We start from the raw sequence: 17,904 nt of genomic DNA, 5'->3' as shown, positions 1-17,904 counted from the left end.
GCTATGCCACACAAGGCACCTCCATCTATCGTCCGCGACATCATGTCGAAGGACTGCTACCGCGTCAGCGGCCAGACGTCCATCTCTACCCTCGCGGAAGGACTGGCGCTGCATCGATTGCCAGGTGCACCGGTCGTGGATAGCGGCGATCACCTTGTCGGCTTCATTTCGGAGCAGGACGTACTCGGCAAGGTGATAGAAAGCCTGTATCTGGACCATGAAGCCCCACTGGTCAGTGAACTGATGCGCAACGAAGTCCTTTCAGTGTCACCCACCAAGAGCATCGTCGACCTGGCCCAGGAAATGCTCGGTGCTAAGCCCAAGGTCTACCCGGTGACCGAACAGGGCCGGCTCGTCGGTATTGTGACGCGTCGCGACGTGCTTAACGCGGTGCTATCGATGCGTCGTCATCAACGTAGCGCCTGACGCACTTGCTGACTGTCCTCTTCCCCTGCTGGGTCGCCCCTGTGGGGGGAGAGGGTTTCAGTCCCCCATCGCAGCCCCACGAAAGATGGCGTGCTGCTTGCTCGGCCCTTCGTTTCTCGCCCTTCCTTTCTCCCCCCAGACCTTCTCGCCCCGCCCTTGGCGCCAAACCAGTCCACGATGCCTTGAGCAACGTCCTATGGCAGGACTCATGCCGGTCTATTATCCTGTCGTCCGGCTGTGCGCAAAAGGCTGCTTGCCCCTCGTCTCCCGCCATTCGCGCCAGGCCCTTGGCTATAAGCCCTGGGACATAAGCCCTTGGCCAGCCAACCTTGGTCTCTGTCGACCTACCGTCGGCGCACGCCCATGGCTCAGCTGGCGCAAAAAAAACGCCCCATGGAAGCCATGGGGCGCAACGATCGATTTAGCAAACCAGATCAACACTGCTAACGACTGCCATCGCGCATGCTGTCTGTACCACATATGACAGTCGTCACCAGAAAAGTTCTCCTTTCACCAGAATTTTTTTTTCCTGCTTTCTGGCAAAACCAGCACAGAAACGCACGAACGGACCTCACCCTCCCCTCCCACTGCGTACCCAGACCATGGTAGATGGCGACATCAACGCCGCTATAAAGGGCTTACCCGCCGACGCTCCTGGGGGGTGATCTCCACCGCTGCGACGGGCGGTTACCCATCGTTCGTATCGCGAGGCGCCAACACCAGCGCAGGTGGGCACTAACACAGGTGGGTATCAACGCAGGCGGGCAGAGACGCCCCCTGCGCCGTTTTGTTGCCAGCATTCAGAGCGGCGGCGGAACACAGCTCAGCGTCCACGTTGACGACACGGCACAAAGACGGCTATGTTCCATTTATCGAACGTTCTATTTATCGAACGCTCTACTCTTCGAGCGCCTAAGCGACGAACGCTTCGTTGAGCGAACACGGTAACGTCACAGTGATTCATCCATCGAGCGATCGCCTAATGGAACGCGCCCATGATTGACGACCACCTCCGCCTGGACCCCATGCCGGAAGCCTCTATCGACGCTGAGGCCCTGGGTCGCCACCTTCAGCAGTTGCGGGAAACCCGAGGCTGGTCCTTGTCACGTCTCGCTAACGACGCAGGGATTGCTAAATCGAATCTGTGTCGTCTGGAGCAGGGAAACGGCAATCCCACGCTGGATACCCTCTGGCGACTGGCGGCACAGTTGGAGGTGCCTTTCGGCACGCTGATCAAGCCCGTCACTGCTGTACTCGACGACCAGGGCGTGCAGATCCAATTGATCGACCAGGGACACGACCGCCCCAGCGTCGATGTCTACTGGATGCACCTGGACGCTCAGGTAGAACGCTGGAGTCTCGGTCACCCCAAAGGCGTTAGAGAGACCATCACCGTGATCTCGGGCAGCCTCTGCACCGGCGCAGAGGAGCTGACAAGGACGCTAGCACCCGGCGACAGCCACAGCTTTGCTGCAGACGGCCCTCACCTGTACGCCACCGAGGATCAAGCCTCTTCGGCAATCGTCACCATCGTCTACCCAACAAGGACTGTACCGACATGACGACCACCTCTCCCCCGTTGACCGCGAGCGCCTGGCTGGTCGGGGTACGCGAAGCCATTCCGCTGCTGGGTGGTTACATTCCCATCGCTATCTCCTTTGGGCTGGTGGCCGTACAGGCTGGCTTCACTACATGGGAAGCTGTCGCCATCTCGACGCTGATCTACGCCGGAGCGTCCCAGTTTGTCTTTGTCGGCATGGCAGCAGCAGGAGCTCCGCTGTGGCTGGTGGTCGGGATGACGCTGCTGATCAACCTGCGTCATGTGGTCTACGCACCCAATCTGGCGGCTCACATGTCTTCCAGCCGATGGTGGCCTGCGCTGATGCATGGCCTGACCGATCAAGTCTTTGCATTGGCATTGACACGCTTGCCACAGCTGGCCAGCGAGCAGCGGCTGGGCTGGTACAGCGGTGCGGCGCTGCTCGCCTGGTTCGCCTGGATTGTCGGAACTGCCGCTGGCGCGATAGGAGGAGAGTGGGTCGTCCAGCGCTGGCCATTGCTCGGCGAGGTAATGCCGTTCGCCTTGCCGGCTCTGTTTCTGGTTCTGGTAGCGCCCCGCATGAGCAATTTTCGCTGGGCCTGCGCCACCGTTGTTACCGTGCTTGCCGGTCTTGCCCTCGCCCTTGGCGGGATTGCCAATGCGGGTATCCCCCTGGCCGCCTTGACTGGCGCGCTGTGCTTCTACACCGTCAAGCATGCCCCCACCCGGAGACGCTGCGCATGAGCATGGAACTCTGGCTGGCCGTCGCCGCCACCACCGTCGGTACCCTGCTGATGCGCATGCTGCCGCTCATCTGGATGCGCAAACGTCTGTCGCGTTCAAGCGCTGAAGCGGGCGTCGATACGTTGCCACAGTGGCTGTCTGTACTGGGGCCTCTGATGATCGCTGCCGTGCTGGGTGTGTCGCTTGCACCGAGCCAGAACACCCTGGCTGGCTGGACCGCTACCCTGCTGGGAGTCCTGGCGACCTTGATCACCTGGCGTCGGACTCGATCCCTTGGCTGGCCAGTCGCCGTGGGCGTCGCGGCCTATGGCGCAACGTTACTGTTGTCGGGGCTGTAACGCGGTCGGCCAAGCAGCGCACTGCCTTGACGCCAACCCTATATCTTCTTCCTAACCATGACTAATGCTTAAGCATGAATCACTTCATTTATCTAATACTTTAGCAGCACAGCCAAAGCGTGAGTCACAGCATCGCCACCGATGACGTTTGCAACGTTTACGCGTGATTTTTCCCTGATATGCCCTAAATAACTGACATATCGAGAGAAAAGTCCTTCAGACCTGCGCCCTGCCGCCGATACCTCGGAAGCATCCCCTTTTCGCTTCCGAGGCTTTCCCATGGTTCTGGCAAGAAGAACAAGCGCGCTGCGATATGCGCTCAACAGCCACACCGCCTGCATCACCTTCCTCCCGAACGGCACCATCCTTGACGCCAGCGCCCACTTTCTCAGCACGGTTGGCTATCGGCTCGAGCAGGTCAAAGGGCAGCATCACCGCATGTTATGTCCTGACAGTGTGGTGTCATCGCCTTCCTATCAGGCGTTCTGGCAAGCACTGGCCAACGGCAAGCCTGCCAGCGGTACCTTCGAGCGCATCGATGCCGACGGTAATACGCTCTGGCTAGAGGCAAGCTACCTGCCCATCAAGAACCGCCGGGGTAAGGTGAAGCGCATTCTCAAGATCGCCAGCAACGTCACTCGGCAACGGCTTTCAGCGGCCGGCCAAAGTGCCATTCTCGACGCCCTGGATGGCTCCATGGCGATGATCGAATTCACTCCCGATGGCTATATCACCAACGCCAACACCAACTTCCTGTCGGCAATGGGTTACACGCTCGAGGAGATTCAGGGCCAGCATCACCGCATGTTCTGTGACGACGCCTTTTACCTTGAGTACCCACACTTCTGGCAGGAGCTAAGCAGCAACCACTACAAACAGGGAAGGTTCCAGCGGTTCACTGCCACGGGGCAGCCCATCTGGCTGGAGGCCACCTACAACCCTGTGACCGATGCAGCAGGCAGGGTATGTCGCATCATCAAATTCGCCACCGATATTACCCGAGCGGTGGCAACCGAGGATGCTGCGAGAGCTGCTGCACAAGCGGCTCGCGTCACGGCGGAGCAGACCGAGTCGATTGCCGCAGGAGGGCTTGAGCAGCTCCAGCAAGCGGTAGCCGCTGCCCGGCAGGCCAGCTCGGATATCAAGGCAACCCAGGCCATCGTGATCGCTTTAGAGGAGCAGACGCGAGCGATCAACGCCATTACGGCATCCATTTCCTCCATCGCACATCAAACCAACCTGTTGGCCCTTAACGCCGCCGTGGAAGCCGCAAGAGCAGGCGAGCACGGCAAGGGGTTTGCCGTGGTCGCCCAGGAAGTTCGCTCACTGTCCCAGGGGTCTACCCAGGCGGCATCGAGAATCGCCGACGTACTTCATGAAAATAACGAGCGGATACGCCTCGCCAGCAAGAAGATGACCGAGATCGTCAGCGTCAGTGAATCGAGTCAAGCGAGCGTCAGCGACGCCCAGCAGGTCATTGAAGAGATCATGGAGGGTGCTCGTCGCACTTCCACTGCGGTAAGCGCGCTCTAACCATCATAGAACCTGGCGAAGCGGAATTGAGCCCTTTGCCAGGTATTCTGTCAGCCATCCCGTCAGTAAAAGGGACCCTCAGGGGCCACATCCTGCATGCTGGAACAGGACCGCATATCGGCAACATCGGCGGCAAGATCGACGACAAAGGCGACTCTCGCGTCAGCCATATAGCGACCAGGCGGTCGCGGTGATGATAGGCCGGAGCCGGCATGCCCCGTCTTTTTCTTGCAGGCTTAAGCAACTGAGTTTACTATCGAAACCGCCTTGCGGGTGTAGCTCAATGGTAGAGCAGAAGCTTCCCAAGCTTAAGACGAGGGTTCGATTCCCTTCACCCGCTCCAGCGCCCTCGTCCTCCCGGTCCTCTCGCACCACCTCTTACCTTGTTTAACCAACACCTCGCTATTGGCAAAAAGCAGCGCTTCGTTTGCACGACTCCGCAGTGTCTACCGAACGCCTTTCCGGCATTATTGAGTCATCAATGTCCCCTCGCCCAGGCAGCTGTGATGTCGCCAATCTTCCTGGCATGCATCATCTTTCCCTGCACCACCTCGCAACGAATGGCAGTTCCTTGAACCAAATAATAGTGAAGGCCCCATCATTCCTACCGTACCGATGCCTGCCACTCGACTAGCATATTCAAGAAATGTGCTGGCCGCCCCCTTCCGTTATATGCTTGTTCTCCCAAAATCCGTCTCTTAATATCCAATAACACCAATGTTTGACAACACCTTTTCTCGGCAACGTTGAATGACGACCTATCGGAAGGGGAAAGATATGAGTGATCAAAACATAAAAGACGCCAGATCACATCTTCGTGAGCGCGTACAGGCTCTCGTGCTTGATGCGATGCATCGCCATGGCTGGAGTCAGGCAGAGCTGGCTCGCAAGGCAAATATGCCAAGAAATTGCATCAGCCTTTATGCCAGAGGAAAGTCTATACCCAGTAGTGAGTATGCAACACGTCTGGCAAAGGTTCTTGCAGTAACACCGGGCGAACTCACCGGCATTACACAGGCTGATGAAAAAGCGCCGCACGCCGAGTGGATTGATATACGAAACACAGAGAATGGCTATTACTTGCTATCCTTTCAGAAAGAGCTGACCGCCTCACAGCTGACTCAGTTTCTGGAGCTGATCGACAAGATTGATCAGAGAAAAGGGGCGACATGACACATGTAGCCCCTGGCGCGTTATCGTGTAACGACTATAAGGGATAGTACTCCCATGGAAGCTGAAAATGCGGCCCATCCTTGAGACTCTTCCAGTCCCCTCCCCACTCAACGGGTACGCCCAGCCGCGAGGAAGAGGCTTTCATTGCGTCAGCAATCGCCCGATAGTCGGGCCACTCCCAAGAGGCGCGGCCATCCTTGAGTGCCACAAGATCTACAGCATGCCCGGTAAGATGCCGGCTATTGAGCGTCTTCGTCACCCCCAATGCCAATAACGCCCGCTGTCTCTCCAGCGTTCGAACGCCTTCATTCACAAAGAAATCAATCTGACTTAGCGTAATGCAGCGGTACACCAACGCTTGCAGGTCAGGATGAACACCGGCAAGGTTGTCGACACTCCGCTTCCCAAGCGAAAAACCGGAAGGCCTGTCGTGCTGCCCAGCGTTGTAGTCACTACTTCCTTTGGTATTTCTGCTATTTCTCTCTAATGTCGTCATCATGACACCACCTGCTATCACCGTATCACTTACATACAAAAAACTCATTCAAGATCACTTTTTAGCATTACCGTACCACTCGAACATTATCACCTCATCAATCACTGCGCTGTGTGCCGTCGGCTTCAAACATGTAACCAGGAAGTCCTCGATCACACGACACCAGTACGTTAGCCCTAGATTGGCTGTCGACGGTTATCATGGCTAACCATGCAAACTACTTGACGACCATACGCTCGATCAGATGAATCGCCCACCGGCCGATAAAGGATGGACCGACTCTTCCTAACATCACCGCCACAGCGATTTCTGTCCAATTCTTGAGATAGAAGTAATCACTTAATCCTATACTTACGACCACTAACAGGATCCCACCGCAGACTTCCGTTGCAACAAGAGGCACATTTAACTTGGTAATGTCTCTTTTGCGAAAGCTATCCAACCATCTGACGATGGAACCAAGCGCTACCGCGCCGCTGGTATAAAGCAGCATCACCGCATCATGAGTTCCATCCATTTTTGATATTCCTGAGGTTCGTCCAACCCAGATGCCTCAGACGTGCAGCGGGCAGCCATCACCTGTCAGGTGGCGACTGCCCCTCCGTCTAGTCAATGAACATCCTCTACGACCGCCAGTTTCCTGACCCTTCCCGACATATCCTTGATCTCGATGGATCCTGTGATAGCCGCCGAGGTAGTTGGCGAAAAGCGCCCGAACCTGACATGCCCTGCTCCCGATGATAGGAGCGCGATATCCTGGTCTGGATAGGCATCATCTGTGCTCGTTGCCCTGATACCCACCCAGCGCTTATCAGCCCCCGTAGAAAACGCCTCAAGCTGATTGACTGCCTGCCCTTTTCCAGCACCATTTATTAGCTTAAGCACTGGCCCTGCTTCGACTGAGAATAGAATATTACGGGAAGACAACGACCACCCGTTTACCTCTGAGCGTGTCAGCGAGACATCCCCGGGCCCCTGCTCCAGAGCATTTCCCTGGACAGCTGAGTCCACAACGCCTTCCGTTACCACGTTGGTAATGACATTATCTCTAGACGCCATCGTGTCCACCGATATACCCGATCGAACACACACGATGTTCGACAGGACATTACATTCCCCGCCCTGCAGCTGAATGCCGCGATTTTGGTCGAGATCAGGCCGAAAGTCATCGCCAAGGCTACTCAACACCACCACATCAGATAGAGTACTGTAACTTGTCGTCATTAACAGTGCACAATACTCCTTCATTGCCTTGCCATTGGTGCTGTTAGCCCTGCTACCATCACACCTCCGCTGAAGAAAAAAGCAGTTAGAGATATTATTGTATTTGCTCATATGGTGTAGACCTGCTTGAGAGGCCTCCATCCAAATGCCATACTGCTCACAGGAATAATGCCCACCACGTATACTAAAGTTATTCGATGGCGTTATCAGGTCATGGAAGTGAATTCCCACATTAGCTGCAACCACTACTCCATCGACCCAATTATCTCCTTCACTCTGTCCGGATATTGAAAACCCAGTCTTCATCCGATAGACATCGACTTTAGAGAATACTACTCCTGTACTACTGCAGACATCTACGCCAATAGTGTTGGTATCATAGTTGTCAATACTGGAGCGCTCTTTACCATATATAAAGACAGAACTAAGAATAGACTTGTCGGCATTCTCCATCCGTATTGCCGTCTTCCATTCGTAATTATTCACACCCACTGAAGACGTATCAAACCCATGAAACTTCAGGTTTTGGAGGAAGAAGGCTGGGGGTTTCGGACCAGATTGGTCATGTGACACTAGCGTTAAGCCAGTATGAATGCCTCTCGACTTGGCAAGAAACCCTAGCTCCGAGATAACAGCAGTATCCCTTCCCGTATCTGTCGTTGTGCCTAGGGTAATCCCACCCTGCAAGAAAACGAGTTCGGTTGAACGTGACCCATCTCCTTTAAGAGAGACCACCTTGTTGATCAGCAGCGGCGCACTGACAAGGTAAACGCCACTGGGAAAGTACACCGTTTGCCCGATGCCCGCGGCCTCAATGGCCGCTGCAATGGCGGGACCATCATCGGTCACACCGTCAGCCACGGCTCCGTAGTCCTTCACATTGATGTACTCGTGAAATCTCTCGGCCAAGGTCCTTGGCACGCCGCCGGCAGGTGTCGTGACAGATACGCTACCGATATCTCCTACCTCGACAGTCCCGGCGTGAACCGCCCGCGCCGACGCTGGCGCCCTGACGGTATCACGAACAATAATCGGAGATCCTTCAGACAACAGTTTATCAATATGGTGTGTAGCCATTTCCGTACGCTCCCGACATTCTCGCTAGCGCGAATGTCGTTTTCTCGCCGGTGCCAGGCGAGTTATTGCCAGGCCAGTTCAACCAGCACCACACCTTTCCATTGCCCGTTAGCTTCATAGGCCATGGTTAACGTTAAACTGGCAAGGTCGTGCTTCAGAGATATGCCCTCCAATGCTCAATAACACTCTTCCCAACTGACAATGGCATACCGACTTCTTCACGGTGATGATGTCGCATTGATAACGCGACACTCTGAAATGTATTATGCGAAATACACACTGTAAACCTCACCACCACTAACAGGGTAGCTACATCTATCCTTTACTTACCCAGGTGGCAGCACGCCAGTTAGCGAACAATCCATAAGTGCGATACCAAGACGCAGATATACAAGCCTCTGAAAGGCAAAGGATATATTCATTCCACCTTGGCCATCATGATGACGTAAAGCCCTGAAGGTAAAGCACGCTGTACTTTTCAATGAGATAACACTCACCTACCACTGGGCTCGGCCAGGAGACAGCCACGTCAAGGCGATAAGTTGCTGAAAGTCCATGCATCTAAGATGACTTGTTGACGGGATGTGTTACATAGGAATTCGAACCATCGCCCATCAGAGCGATGTATGACGCGCAAGATGGTAGGCTGACTAGCCCACGTTGATAGCGCCACGTTACCTCACTTGGCCACCGCTTTTAGACTCCTTCCACCAAACGATATGTGCAGCTTGATGCGAACTTGTATGCGACTGCAATGCTGACCCACAGCGCAGCGGGCCAGCGACAAGCTTGCTCCCTCCCCACACCTCTGGCCCGCTCTCACCGACAAGAATAGGGATTCATGACACTCTCACGCCCAGCCAATAGCTGTATTATACAAAATACAACTTCCACATATTTCCACGTGACCACCTCACCGATACTTCAACAATGGAGCGAATTTTACTGACATGGCGGCGAAGGTCTGCAGGACATTTGTCAGCCTATGGCCCCTTAGAAGAACTTGTGTGCACCAAGAGTTAGCGGCGGCGAATGCTGTCATGGAGGTTGGACGGACTTACCTAGACTTTCGAGACACTAGCCAGTGTGTCACTCCCAACGCAAGCACGACGGCAGCGGTTGCCAACACATACTGGGGAGTGACCGCATCGAAATCCATGACAATCACCTTTCTTGCAATTGCCATTAGCGCTGTCGCAATAACAAGCTGAATGGGAAGTACATCCGTACCCAGATAGAGGCGAATATTAATAAATATTTCTATCGCGATAAGCACTACCATAAAAGCGCCAAAAAGCCGAAAGATATCTCCGACCTCCAGCAGTAGTATCGGAGGAGACGATAGCTGTTGGTAGAGTACATAGACAACATCAATAATGCCCCAGAGGATGACAAACACCATTAGCACAGCGAGGATCTTGACACCGAAGCGAATGATACGATGCAGCGCACTGATGAGGGGGTCCTCATGCTCCTTAGGCAGCTCATCATGAATCAATTGTTGGCGCTTATCCGCAACATCCTTCTGGGAGGTATCGCCTGGCGTCGTGGTCATAGTTCACCTCTGAACCGCATTGCGGGGCTTGGGGAAACGGTGCCGATGATATTGCCGATAATAGTGCCAATAGCGCTGGCGATGTCGGTGGCCGTTTATCGTGGCGGTAGCGCGGCGCACGTATGATCAATAGGAACGTAGTCTGTTTGGCCTGGGCCTACCGTCAAAGGTATCAACGTGACTGCCTGAGACGTTTCCCCATACCCGCCACTGGCCAGAGGTTTGCTGTATGCCGCCTCAACGGGAGCGCTGGGTGAAACGCTCTTCCAGCACCAATCCGAGCCATATCCCCAATATCATGAACAGGAGGGCGACGACCGCGCCGGGTGAACCGGCCGGGAGTGCGATCAGTAGCTGTAGGTCATTTCCTCCTAACGCCAGCGCAGCGCCGACCCCCATCCCCACCCCGGCGACAAGGTGTTTCATCCAGCGCGCCACCATGAAGGGCTCAGGCTCCTTGCGTCCACGACGTGGCGCTGCAGCCATCATTCCCGCCACGATCAACACGCTGATCAACACTCGCGAGACGCTTGGCCAGTCGATGGGCATGTGTTCCATCAATGGCCTCTGGGCAACATCGCGAATCAGTTGACTTGGTGACCAGTGGGGTTCGAGCGCGCCGAGTACGCCACCAATAGCGCCAAACACCACCACGCCAGCATAGATACGGCGATGACCAGGAGAAAGGCGCCAGATCGCAAGCAGTGATAGCGCGACGACCCCCATCACCGCCCACCAGGCAGGCGCGAAGGTCATGTTCAGAGTGGTATAGGAGATGTCGGGGGATAGCCAATACAACAGCCACCATCCCAGGACCCAGCCGGCAATAGTGGCCAGCATATGCCACTGGCCTCTGGCCAGCGCCGACAGGGTCGAAATCGAGCAGCCATGATTGACCGCTGCTGCCAGGCCGAACAAGCCTCCTCCCAGGACGAAGGGCCAACCGGCGGCATGCCGCATCAACACGTCACCCAGGGGAAAATGCACCAACCATGGACTGATCATCCAGAACCAGGCGCCACAGCCCAGAATGGTCAGTAGCAGTCCAGGGCGCCACATGCGCAGGCCTTGTACCGCTCGGACCATACATAGCCCGGTTCGCTGGGCCAGCCAACCGAGCAGCACTGCCAGTACCAGCGTTACCCCTAATACCATCAGCACCCCTCGTTGTCTCGGTATCCCCACCACGGATGCGACAGAGGCAACCTTGAGTCATCCATCGGGCAGGCCGTCTCCCGTGATGCCGCCGCTCTGAGCCAACGCATGTGCCCTGCGTAGGATCATTCATTCATCATGTAACAATATGCAATCCACGATGGGTGTACCACAGTCCCCCAGCGCGTAGGCGCGTCACGGGACATTCACGCCAAGATATGAGAGGCTGTCCCAGCGTCGCTCGCTTCCACCACTCTTGCGCAGCTCCACCATGACCTTGTCCTTGTTTCTCCTCGTTTTTGCCGTCTGCTTGGTTATCTTTCTGGCGGTGCTTGCGGTGCTGATGTTATCGGGTACACCGCGATATCGGACGGAACCCCGCCACTTGCTGGACCTGTTCGACCGTGCCCTAGACAGCACAGTCAGCGAAGATGAGTGGAACGCGGTCATCCTCTATCCGATTCGCCACGACGAGTATCTGGAAGGCATCCGACGGCGGGCCCGCCACCTGGTAGAAGAGCACGGTCGGTTTGGGCGCGTCAGTCGAGGCAAGTCGCTGCTGGACCCTGCTGGGCATGAGGACCTGCGGGCATTGCGGGACCACCTGGCCGCTCACACACGTCTGCAGGAACGCCGCCAGCAGCCGTAAGCCAGGATCGTAGCGAAAGTCGGGTGTGCGATGAGAATTGTGCACCGATGAGTTATGATAGCCCCTTCATGAGCCTAGGCGGGAGGCATGGGATGAGCAGCGCCATCAGGCGAATTCCCCTGGATACCGCGACGCAACACCATTCTCACGACTACCACCAGATCGTTATCGCCCTGGCCGGTCGTGCTGACTTCGATATCGAGGGCCTTGGCGGCACCATAGAGCCCTTCTGTGGTTGCATCGTTCCTGCCAACCATCTGCACTACTACGCTGGCACTGGCAACAACCGCCAACTGATCGTCGACCTCCCCCATGACGCCCTCGCCTTGACCGGCCATCATCACGAGCTATCGCGCCTGTTCGACGCACCGCGCTTCTTTACGCTGGACGCACCGCTGAGACGCTACCTGGATTTCCTGGTGGCAGAGCTTGACCATCTGGCCGAAGAAGGCCCGGTGCCAGCGCTCCACCAGGAGCGACTTGCCACGACCTTTCTCGGCTCTCTTCATGCGCGCTTAGCGGCTGACTGCGGAACCAATGCCCAGCACCGACGCATCGACCTGCGCGCCCTCGACCGCTACATCGATGATCACCTGGCAAGGCGCTTCAAGGTCGCTGATCTGGCGGCCTTCGCCTGTCTCAGCGAAACCCACTTCACCGAGCGTTTCCGCGCCCAGACAGGGTTATCTCCCTGGCAATATGTCATGCGCCGACGCCTTCAGGCCTCGCAACGGCTGTTGCTGCGCAGCCGCCTGCCTCTTTCCGAGATTGCAGCCCTCACGGGTTTTGCCCATCAAAGCGCCCTGTCACGTGCCTACCGCAAGCACTTTGGCCACCCGCCCAGCCAAGCACGACGCCACCTGAGCGGCGCTGCCGCGTTGAATCACGCTCACCTCTCTGCCAACACGGCTCAACCTGCCAAAACTGCACAACAAGGCTAGGGTTAAGACACAAGGACCGGGGATTTAGCAAATCCTTCGGTGGATATGGCAAGCATGAAAGATGTCTGCCACCTAGGCTTGCCACCATGCCCAAGTTTCGCGACTCGGATCGCGATTCGCTCTTCCCGCCCCCTGGCGGTTCACTCTTTGGGGACTGACATGCTCAACGCCAACAACATGCTCGACAACGCCACCTGGCAGCAGGATCTGGACACCCTCTTTACCCGTATCAGCGACCATTACGTGGTCGCGGAAGACGCTTATGTGGGTGAGCTGATCGCGCTGATCGATGGCAAGGACGAGCACATCGAGCGCGTCGCACAGAAGACAGCGTCACTCGTCCGCGAGGTCCGCGAGATGGACACCGCAGTAGATACCATCGACGAGCTGCTGCAGCAGTACAGCCTGGACACCCATGAAGGCCTCATGCTGATGTGTCTGGCTGAAGCCATGCTGCGCATCCCCGACAAGGAAACAGCTGACGCGCTGATCGAAGATCGTCTGGGTCCCGCGGACTGGAAAGCGCACCTCGGCAAGAGCGAGTCGTGGATGGTCAATGCCTCTACCTGGGGGCTTCTGATGACCGGGCGCGTGGTCAGCCTGGACAAGCCCAAGGACGGCAAGCCCAGCGGCTTTATCAACAAGATGGTCAATCGCATGGGTGAGCCGGTGATTCGCCGGGCCATGGTTGAGGCGATGAAGGTCATGGGCAAGCAGTTTGTCCTCGGCCGCGACATCGACGAAGCGCTCAAGCGCTCCAAGCCGCTGTTCGACAAGGGCTACACCTATTCCTATGACATGCTGGGTGAGGCCGCTCGTACTCGCCGTGATGCCGGCCGCTACTACGAAGACTACGCCACCGCCATCCGTCAGGTCGGCAAGACCAGCCGTCAGCTGGGTGACAAGACCCCAGCACCGTCTGTGTCCATCAAGCTTTCGGCGCTGCACCCCCGCTACGAATTCGGCCGTCGCGAGCAAGTGCTGAACGAGCTCGTCGGCACCGTCAAGGAACTCGCGGCACTTGCCCGCGAGAACGACGTCGCCGTTACCATCGATGCCGAGGAAGTCGACCGCCTGGAGCTCTCCCTGGAGGTCTTCCGCGCCGTCTACGAAAGCGACGTTTGCAAGGGCTGGGGCCATTTCGGACTGGTCGTACAGGCATACTCCAAGCGCGCCTTGCCGGTCCTTCACTACCTCAACCGTCTGGCCGACTTCCAGGGCGACGAAATCCCCCTGCGTCTGGTCAAGGGCGCCTACTGGGATACTGAAATCAAGGAATCCCAGCAGCTGGGAGTCGACGGCTACCCGGTCTATACGCGCAAGGCCTCCACTGACGTGGCCTATCTCGCCTGCGCCCGCTTCCTGCTGTCGGACGCCACCAAGGGCCGCATCTTTCCCCAGTTCGCGACCCACAATGCCCACACCATCTCCACCATTCTGGAGCAGGCCAACCACACGCGCAGACCGTTTGAATTCCAGCGCCTGCATGGCATGGGTGAAGCGCTATACGATGCCGCACTTCAGCGCGCGCCCGAAGGCACCTACTGCCGCATCTATGCGCCGGTAGGGGCACACAAGGACCTGCTGCCCTACCTGGTCCGCCGGCTGCTGGAAAACGGTGCCAACTCATCCTTCGTGCACCAGCTCGTCGACCCGAAGGTGCCGGTGGAGTCTCTTTGCGTACACCCCATCGAGACCCTGCGCCAGTACAAGACCATCGCCAACCCGCAGATCCCTCTGCCGCGTGACATCTACGGTGCCCATCGCCCCAACTCCAAGGGCGTCAACCTGACCATCAACAGTCAGTACCAGCCGCTGATGGAGGCCATGTCCGCGCACATGGACACCACCTACAAGGCCCAGCCCCTGCTGGCCTTCGACATTGCCGAGGACGCCGCACAGACGCATCAGGTCACCAGCCCCTATGACCGCAGCAAGACCGTCGGCAGCGTGCAGTGGACCACCCGCGAACAAGCGGAGAAAGCCATTGATGCTGCCTGGGCAGCCTTCCCCGACTGGGAAGCCACCCCCGTCAAGCAGCGCGCCGATATCCTGCGTCGCTTCGCCGACCTGATGGAAGAGCACCTGGCGGAACTGATGGCGCTATGTTCTCGCGAAGGGGGCAAGCTGCTGACCGATGGCGTGGATGAAATCCGCGAGGCCGTCGACTTCTGTCGTTACTACGCCGTTCGCGCCGAAGAGCTGTTTGCCGAGCCTACTGATCTGCCCGGCCCAACCGGCGAGTCCAACCGCCTGCACATGGGTGGCAAGGGGGTATTCGCCGCCATCAGCCCCTGGAACTTCCCTGTCGCCATCTTCTGTGGGCAGCTGGTGGCTACCGCCGTTGCGGGCAATACGGTACTGGCCAAGCCAGCGGAGCAGACGTCGATTGTGGCCCATCGCGTGGTCGAGCTGCTCTATCAGGCCGGCATGCCCCGCCACGTCGTCCAGCTATTGCCGGGTGATGGACCTACCGTGGGTAGCGTGCTGACCAGTGATCCTCGCATCACCGGGGTAGTGTTCACCGGTGGAACAGACACAGCACAGATCATTAATCGTGCCCTGGCCGAGCGTGAGAACGCTGCACTGCCTACCCTGGTGGCAGAGACCGGGGGAATGAATGCCATGATCGTGGACTCTACCGCCCTGCCAGAGCAGGTCGTTGCGGACGTGATTCACTCTGCCTTCCAGAGTGCCGGTCAGCGCTGCTCGGCACTGCGCGTTCTCTACCTGCAGGACGACGTTGCCGACCGCGTGCTGGAAATCCTTGATGGCGCCATGGCAGAGCTGCACGTCGGCGACCCCCGTGACCTGGGTACTGACGTAGGCCCGGTGATCGACGAGGATGCGTCTCGCAACCTTCAGGCACACATCGACAAGCTCAAGGGCGAGGGACGCCTGATCAGTGAGACGCCGCTGAAGCCTGAGCACACCCGCAATGGGACCTTTATCGCCCCCGCCGCCTTCAACATCGACAGCATCGATGCCCTGGAGCGCGAGCAGTTCGGGCCGGTATTGCACGTAGTGCGCTGGAAGTCCAAGGACCTCGACAAGGTCATTGCCTCCATCAATGGCCGTGGCTACGGGCTGACCTTTGGTGTTCACAGCCGCAACGAATCCTTTGCCGCTGAAATAGCGCGGAAAATGCGAGTTGGTAACGTCTACATCAATCGCAATATCATTGGCGCAGTCGTAGGCGTTCAGCCCTTCGGCGGGCAAGGTCTGTCCGGCACAGGCCCCAAGGCCGGTGGGCCGCACTACCTGCTGCGCTTCGCGACCGAAAAGACGGTAACGAACAACACTGCAGCGCTGGGAGGCAATGCGTCGCTGCTGGCACTGGGAGACGAATGACCGGTCGGCCACGGCCGCTGGCATCGGTGGTCTTCTCCGTTACCCCGGGGAAGGCCACCACACCGCAGGGACGCGAACGACCACCGCGCCCACTGAAGGGGTCATCGGTCTTGCTATAAAGACGGTGACGAGAGAACGCCATTCACCCACGACAAAAACCACAAGGAACGCACCCCATGGTCGAAAATAACGCCACGATTGGCATTACGTTCGCGCTCTACCTGATACTGATGCTGGTCATCGGCATCATCGCCTACAAGCGCACCACCAACCTGTCAGACTACATTCTTGGCGGCCGCTCCCTGGGTCCCTGGACATCGGCCATCTCGGCGGGTGCCTCGGACATGTCGGGCTGGCTGTTGCTGGGTCTTCCCGGCGCCGCTTACGTCAGCGGACTGTCTGCATCCTGGATTGCCGTCGGCCTGCTGATCGGCACCTGGCTGAATTGGCTCATCGTCGCACGCCGCATGCGCATCTATACCTTCAAGGCCAGTGATGCGCTGACCCTGCCGGACTTCTTCGCCAAACGCTTCCGCGAGAAGGCGCCTCTGCTGCGGGTCATCTCGGCGGTGTTCATCCTGCTGTTCTTCCTGTTCTATACCAGTTCTGGTCTGGTGGCAGGCGGCAAGCTGTTCGAGACCGTATTTGGTTTCGACTACACCATCGCGGTCACCGTCGGCACCCTCGCGATCATCTCCTACACCTTCTTTGGTGGCTTCCTGGCGGTATCCTGGACGGACCTTATCCAGGGCCTGATGATGGCCGCCGCGCTGCTGATCGTTCCGGTGATCGCCTTGACTGAGCTGGGCGGGCTCGGTGCCAGCGGCCAGCAGATCCTGGCAGAGAACCCCGACATGCTGAGCTGGTTCGTCGATGCTTCCACCGGCGAAACTCTCAGTGCCATCGGCATCATCAGCTCCTTGGCCTGGGGCCTTGGCTACTTCGGTCAGCCCCACATTCTGGCGCGCTTTGCCGCCATTCGCTCCGAAGCGGACATTCCCACTGCACGCCGCATCGCCGTGACCTGGTCAGGACTGTGCCTGGTCTGCGCCATGGCCGTGGGCCTGCTGGGCCTGGTCTACATGACCCGTGACCTGGGTGACGGTGAGACCATCTTCATGGTGATGGTCAACGCCATCTTCCACCCTCTGGTCGCAGGCGTTCTGCTGGCAGCCATTCTGGCGGCGGTGATGTCCACCGCGGATTCGCAGCTGCTGGTGTCCTCCTCTGCCCTGACCGACGACTTCTACAAGGCGCTGTTCCGCCCCGATGCCAGCCAATCAGAGCTAGTCTGGGTGGGACGCCTGGCTGTCGTGGGTATCGCCATCGTCGCCTACCTGCTGGCCATGAACCCTGACTCCACCGTACTGGGTCTGGTGTCTTATGCCTGGGCAGGTTTCGGTGCCGCCTTCGGTCCTGCCCTGATCATGTCGCTGTACTGGCGCCGCATGAACCAGTGGGGCGCCCTGGCCGGCATTGTGGTCGGCGGCGTCACCGTCGTGGCCTGGGCTGAACTGTCAGGTGGCCTGTTTGATCTGTATGAAATCGTACCGGGCGTGATCTTTGCCTACATCGCCATCGTGGTGGTGAGTCTTGCCACTCAGGAGCCTAGCCGCGAGATCACCGAAGAGTTCGATACACTGGAAGATGCATAAGCGCTGAATGACAGCCGTCACGCAGAAGGCCGCCCAGATGGGCGGCC

General features: G+C 57.7%; 15 protein-coding genes and 1 tRNA gene. 11 read left to right on the top strand and 5 right to left on the bottom strand.

The window, feature by feature from the left end; genetic code table 11:
- Window positions 1-3: 3 nt before the first annotated feature.
- From KUV41_RS16175 to KUV41_RS16145, 7 genes are all read left to right on the top strand, one after another.
- Complete coding sequence (locus tag KUV41_RS16175) at window positions 4-426, top strand: CBS domain-containing protein (protein ID WP_206943543.1); 423 nt, start codon at window positions 4-6, stop codon at window positions 424-426.
- A 995-nt stretch (window positions 427-1,421) separates the two neighbouring features.
- Entirely contained in the window at window positions 1,422-1,988 is a 567-nt protein-coding gene (locus tag KUV41_RS16170) for a helix-turn-helix domain-containing protein (RefSeq protein ID WP_224907450.1), read from the top strand.
- The gene (locus tag KUV41_RS16165; RefSeq protein WP_222486759.1) at window positions 1,985-2,710 is read left to right on the top strand and encodes an AzlC family ABC transporter permease; all 726 of its coding nucleotides are present in this window, start codon (window positions 1,985-1,987) and stop codon (window positions 2,708-2,710) included. Before KUV41_RS16170 ends, KUV41_RS16165 begins: the two co-directional genes overlap by 4 nt.
- The gene (locus KUV41_RS16160; RefSeq protein ID WP_206943545.1) at window positions 2,707-3,048 is read left to right on the top strand and encodes an AzlD domain-containing protein; all 342 of its coding nucleotides are present in this window, start codon (window positions 2,707-2,709) and stop codon (window positions 3,046-3,048) included. Before KUV41_RS16165 ends, KUV41_RS16160 begins: the two co-directional genes overlap by 4 nt.
- A gap of 279 nt (window positions 3,049-3,327) precedes the next feature.
- Complete coding sequence (locus KUV41_RS16155; RefSeq protein ID WP_222486758.1) at window positions 3,328-4,581, top strand: PAS domain-containing methyl-accepting chemotaxis protein; 1,254 nt, start codon at window positions 3,328-3,330, stop codon at window positions 4,579-4,581.
- Between the two features lie 269 nt (window positions 4,582-4,850).
- Window positions 4,851-4,924, top strand: a tRNA-Gly gene (locus KUV41_RS16150).
- A 434-nt stretch (window positions 4,925-5,358) separates the two neighbouring features.
- Window positions 5,359-5,754, top strand: a complete 396-nt coding sequence (locus tag KUV41_RS16145) for a helix-turn-helix domain-containing protein (protein ID WP_206943547.1) — start codon at window positions 5,359-5,361, stop codon at window positions 5,752-5,754.
- 34 nt (window positions 5,755-5,788) lie between these two features.
- Here the strand turns inward: KUV41_RS16145 and KUV41_RS16140 are convergent, their stop codons facing one another.
- The 5 genes from KUV41_RS16140 to KUV41_RS16120 all read right to left on the bottom strand — a co-directional run bounded on the left by KUV41_RS16140 (window position 5,789) and on the right by KUV41_RS16120 (window position 11,261).
- Window positions 5,789-6,298 (bottom strand): M15 family metallopeptidase, encoded by a 510-nt coding sequence (locus tag KUV41_RS16140; protein ID WP_224907448.1) that lies wholly within the window; start codon window positions 6,296-6,298, stop codon window positions 5,789-5,791.
- A 169-nt stretch (window positions 6,299-6,467) separates the two neighbouring features.
- A complete protein-coding gene (locus KUV41_RS16135) occupies window positions 6,468-6,767 on the bottom strand; it encodes a hypothetical protein (RefSeq protein ID WP_206943548.1) in 300 nt (99 codons plus the stop codon).
- Between the two features lie 92 nt (window positions 6,768-6,859).
- On the bottom strand, window positions 6,860-8,551 hold the full coding sequence (locus KUV41_RS16130) for a glycoside hydrolase family 55 protein (protein ID WP_222486757.1): 1,692 nt from the start codon (window positions 8,549-8,551) through the stop codon (window positions 6,860-6,862).
- 1,057 nt (window positions 8,552-9,608) lie between these two features.
- The gene (locus KUV41_RS16125) at window positions 9,609-10,106 is read right to left on the bottom strand and encodes a phosphate-starvation-inducible PsiE family protein (protein WP_206943550.1); all 498 of its coding nucleotides are present in this window, start codon (window positions 10,104-10,106) and stop codon (window positions 9,609-9,611) included.
- Window positions 10,107-10,343: 237 nt separating this feature from the next.
- Window positions 10,344-11,261, bottom strand: a complete 918-nt coding sequence (locus tag KUV41_RS16120; protein WP_222486281.1) for a YeeE/YedE thiosulfate transporter family protein — start codon at window positions 11,259-11,261, stop codon at window positions 10,344-10,346.
- 277 nt (window positions 11,262-11,538) lie between these two features.
- Here KUV41_RS16120 and KUV41_RS16115 point away from each other — a divergent pair, with 277 nt between their 5' ends.
- The 4 genes from KUV41_RS16115 (at window position 11,539) to putP (ending at window position 17,857) form a co-directional block, all read left to right on the top strand.
- Window positions 11,539-11,910: a hypothetical protein gene (locus KUV41_RS16115; RefSeq protein ID WP_206943644.1), complete on the top strand. Its 372-nt coding sequence runs from the start codon at window positions 11,539-11,541 to the stop codon at window positions 11,908-11,910.
- A gap of 92 nt (window positions 11,911-12,002) precedes the next feature.
- Window positions 12,003-12,851, top strand: coding sequence for an AraC family transcriptional regulator (locus tag KUV41_RS16110; RefSeq protein ID WP_206943552.1), 849 nt, complete (start codon window positions 12,003-12,005; stop codon window positions 12,849-12,851).
- Window positions 12,852-13,010: 159 nt separating this feature from the next.
- Window positions 13,011-16,202, top strand: coding sequence for a bifunctional proline dehydrogenase/L-glutamate gamma-semialdehyde dehydrogenase PutA (putA, locus tag KUV41_RS16105; RefSeq protein ID WP_222486283.1), 3,192 nt, complete (start codon window positions 13,011-13,013; stop codon window positions 16,200-16,202).
- Between the two features lie 176 nt (window positions 16,203-16,378).
- A complete protein-coding gene (gene putP / locus KUV41_RS16100) occupies window positions 16,379-17,857 on the top strand; it encodes a sodium/proline symporter PutP (protein WP_222163665.1) in 1,479 nt (492 codons plus the stop codon).
- The last annotated feature ends 47 nt before the right edge of the window (window positions 17,858-17,904 follow it).

The organism is Halomonas sp. DP8Y7-1, assembly GCF_019801685.1.
Taxonomy (GTDB): domain Bacteria; phylum Pseudomonadota; class Gammaproteobacteria; order Pseudomonadales; family Halomonadaceae; genus Halomonas; species Halomonas litopenaei_A.
This window is presented reverse-complemented; position numbering and strand designations above follow the sequence as displayed.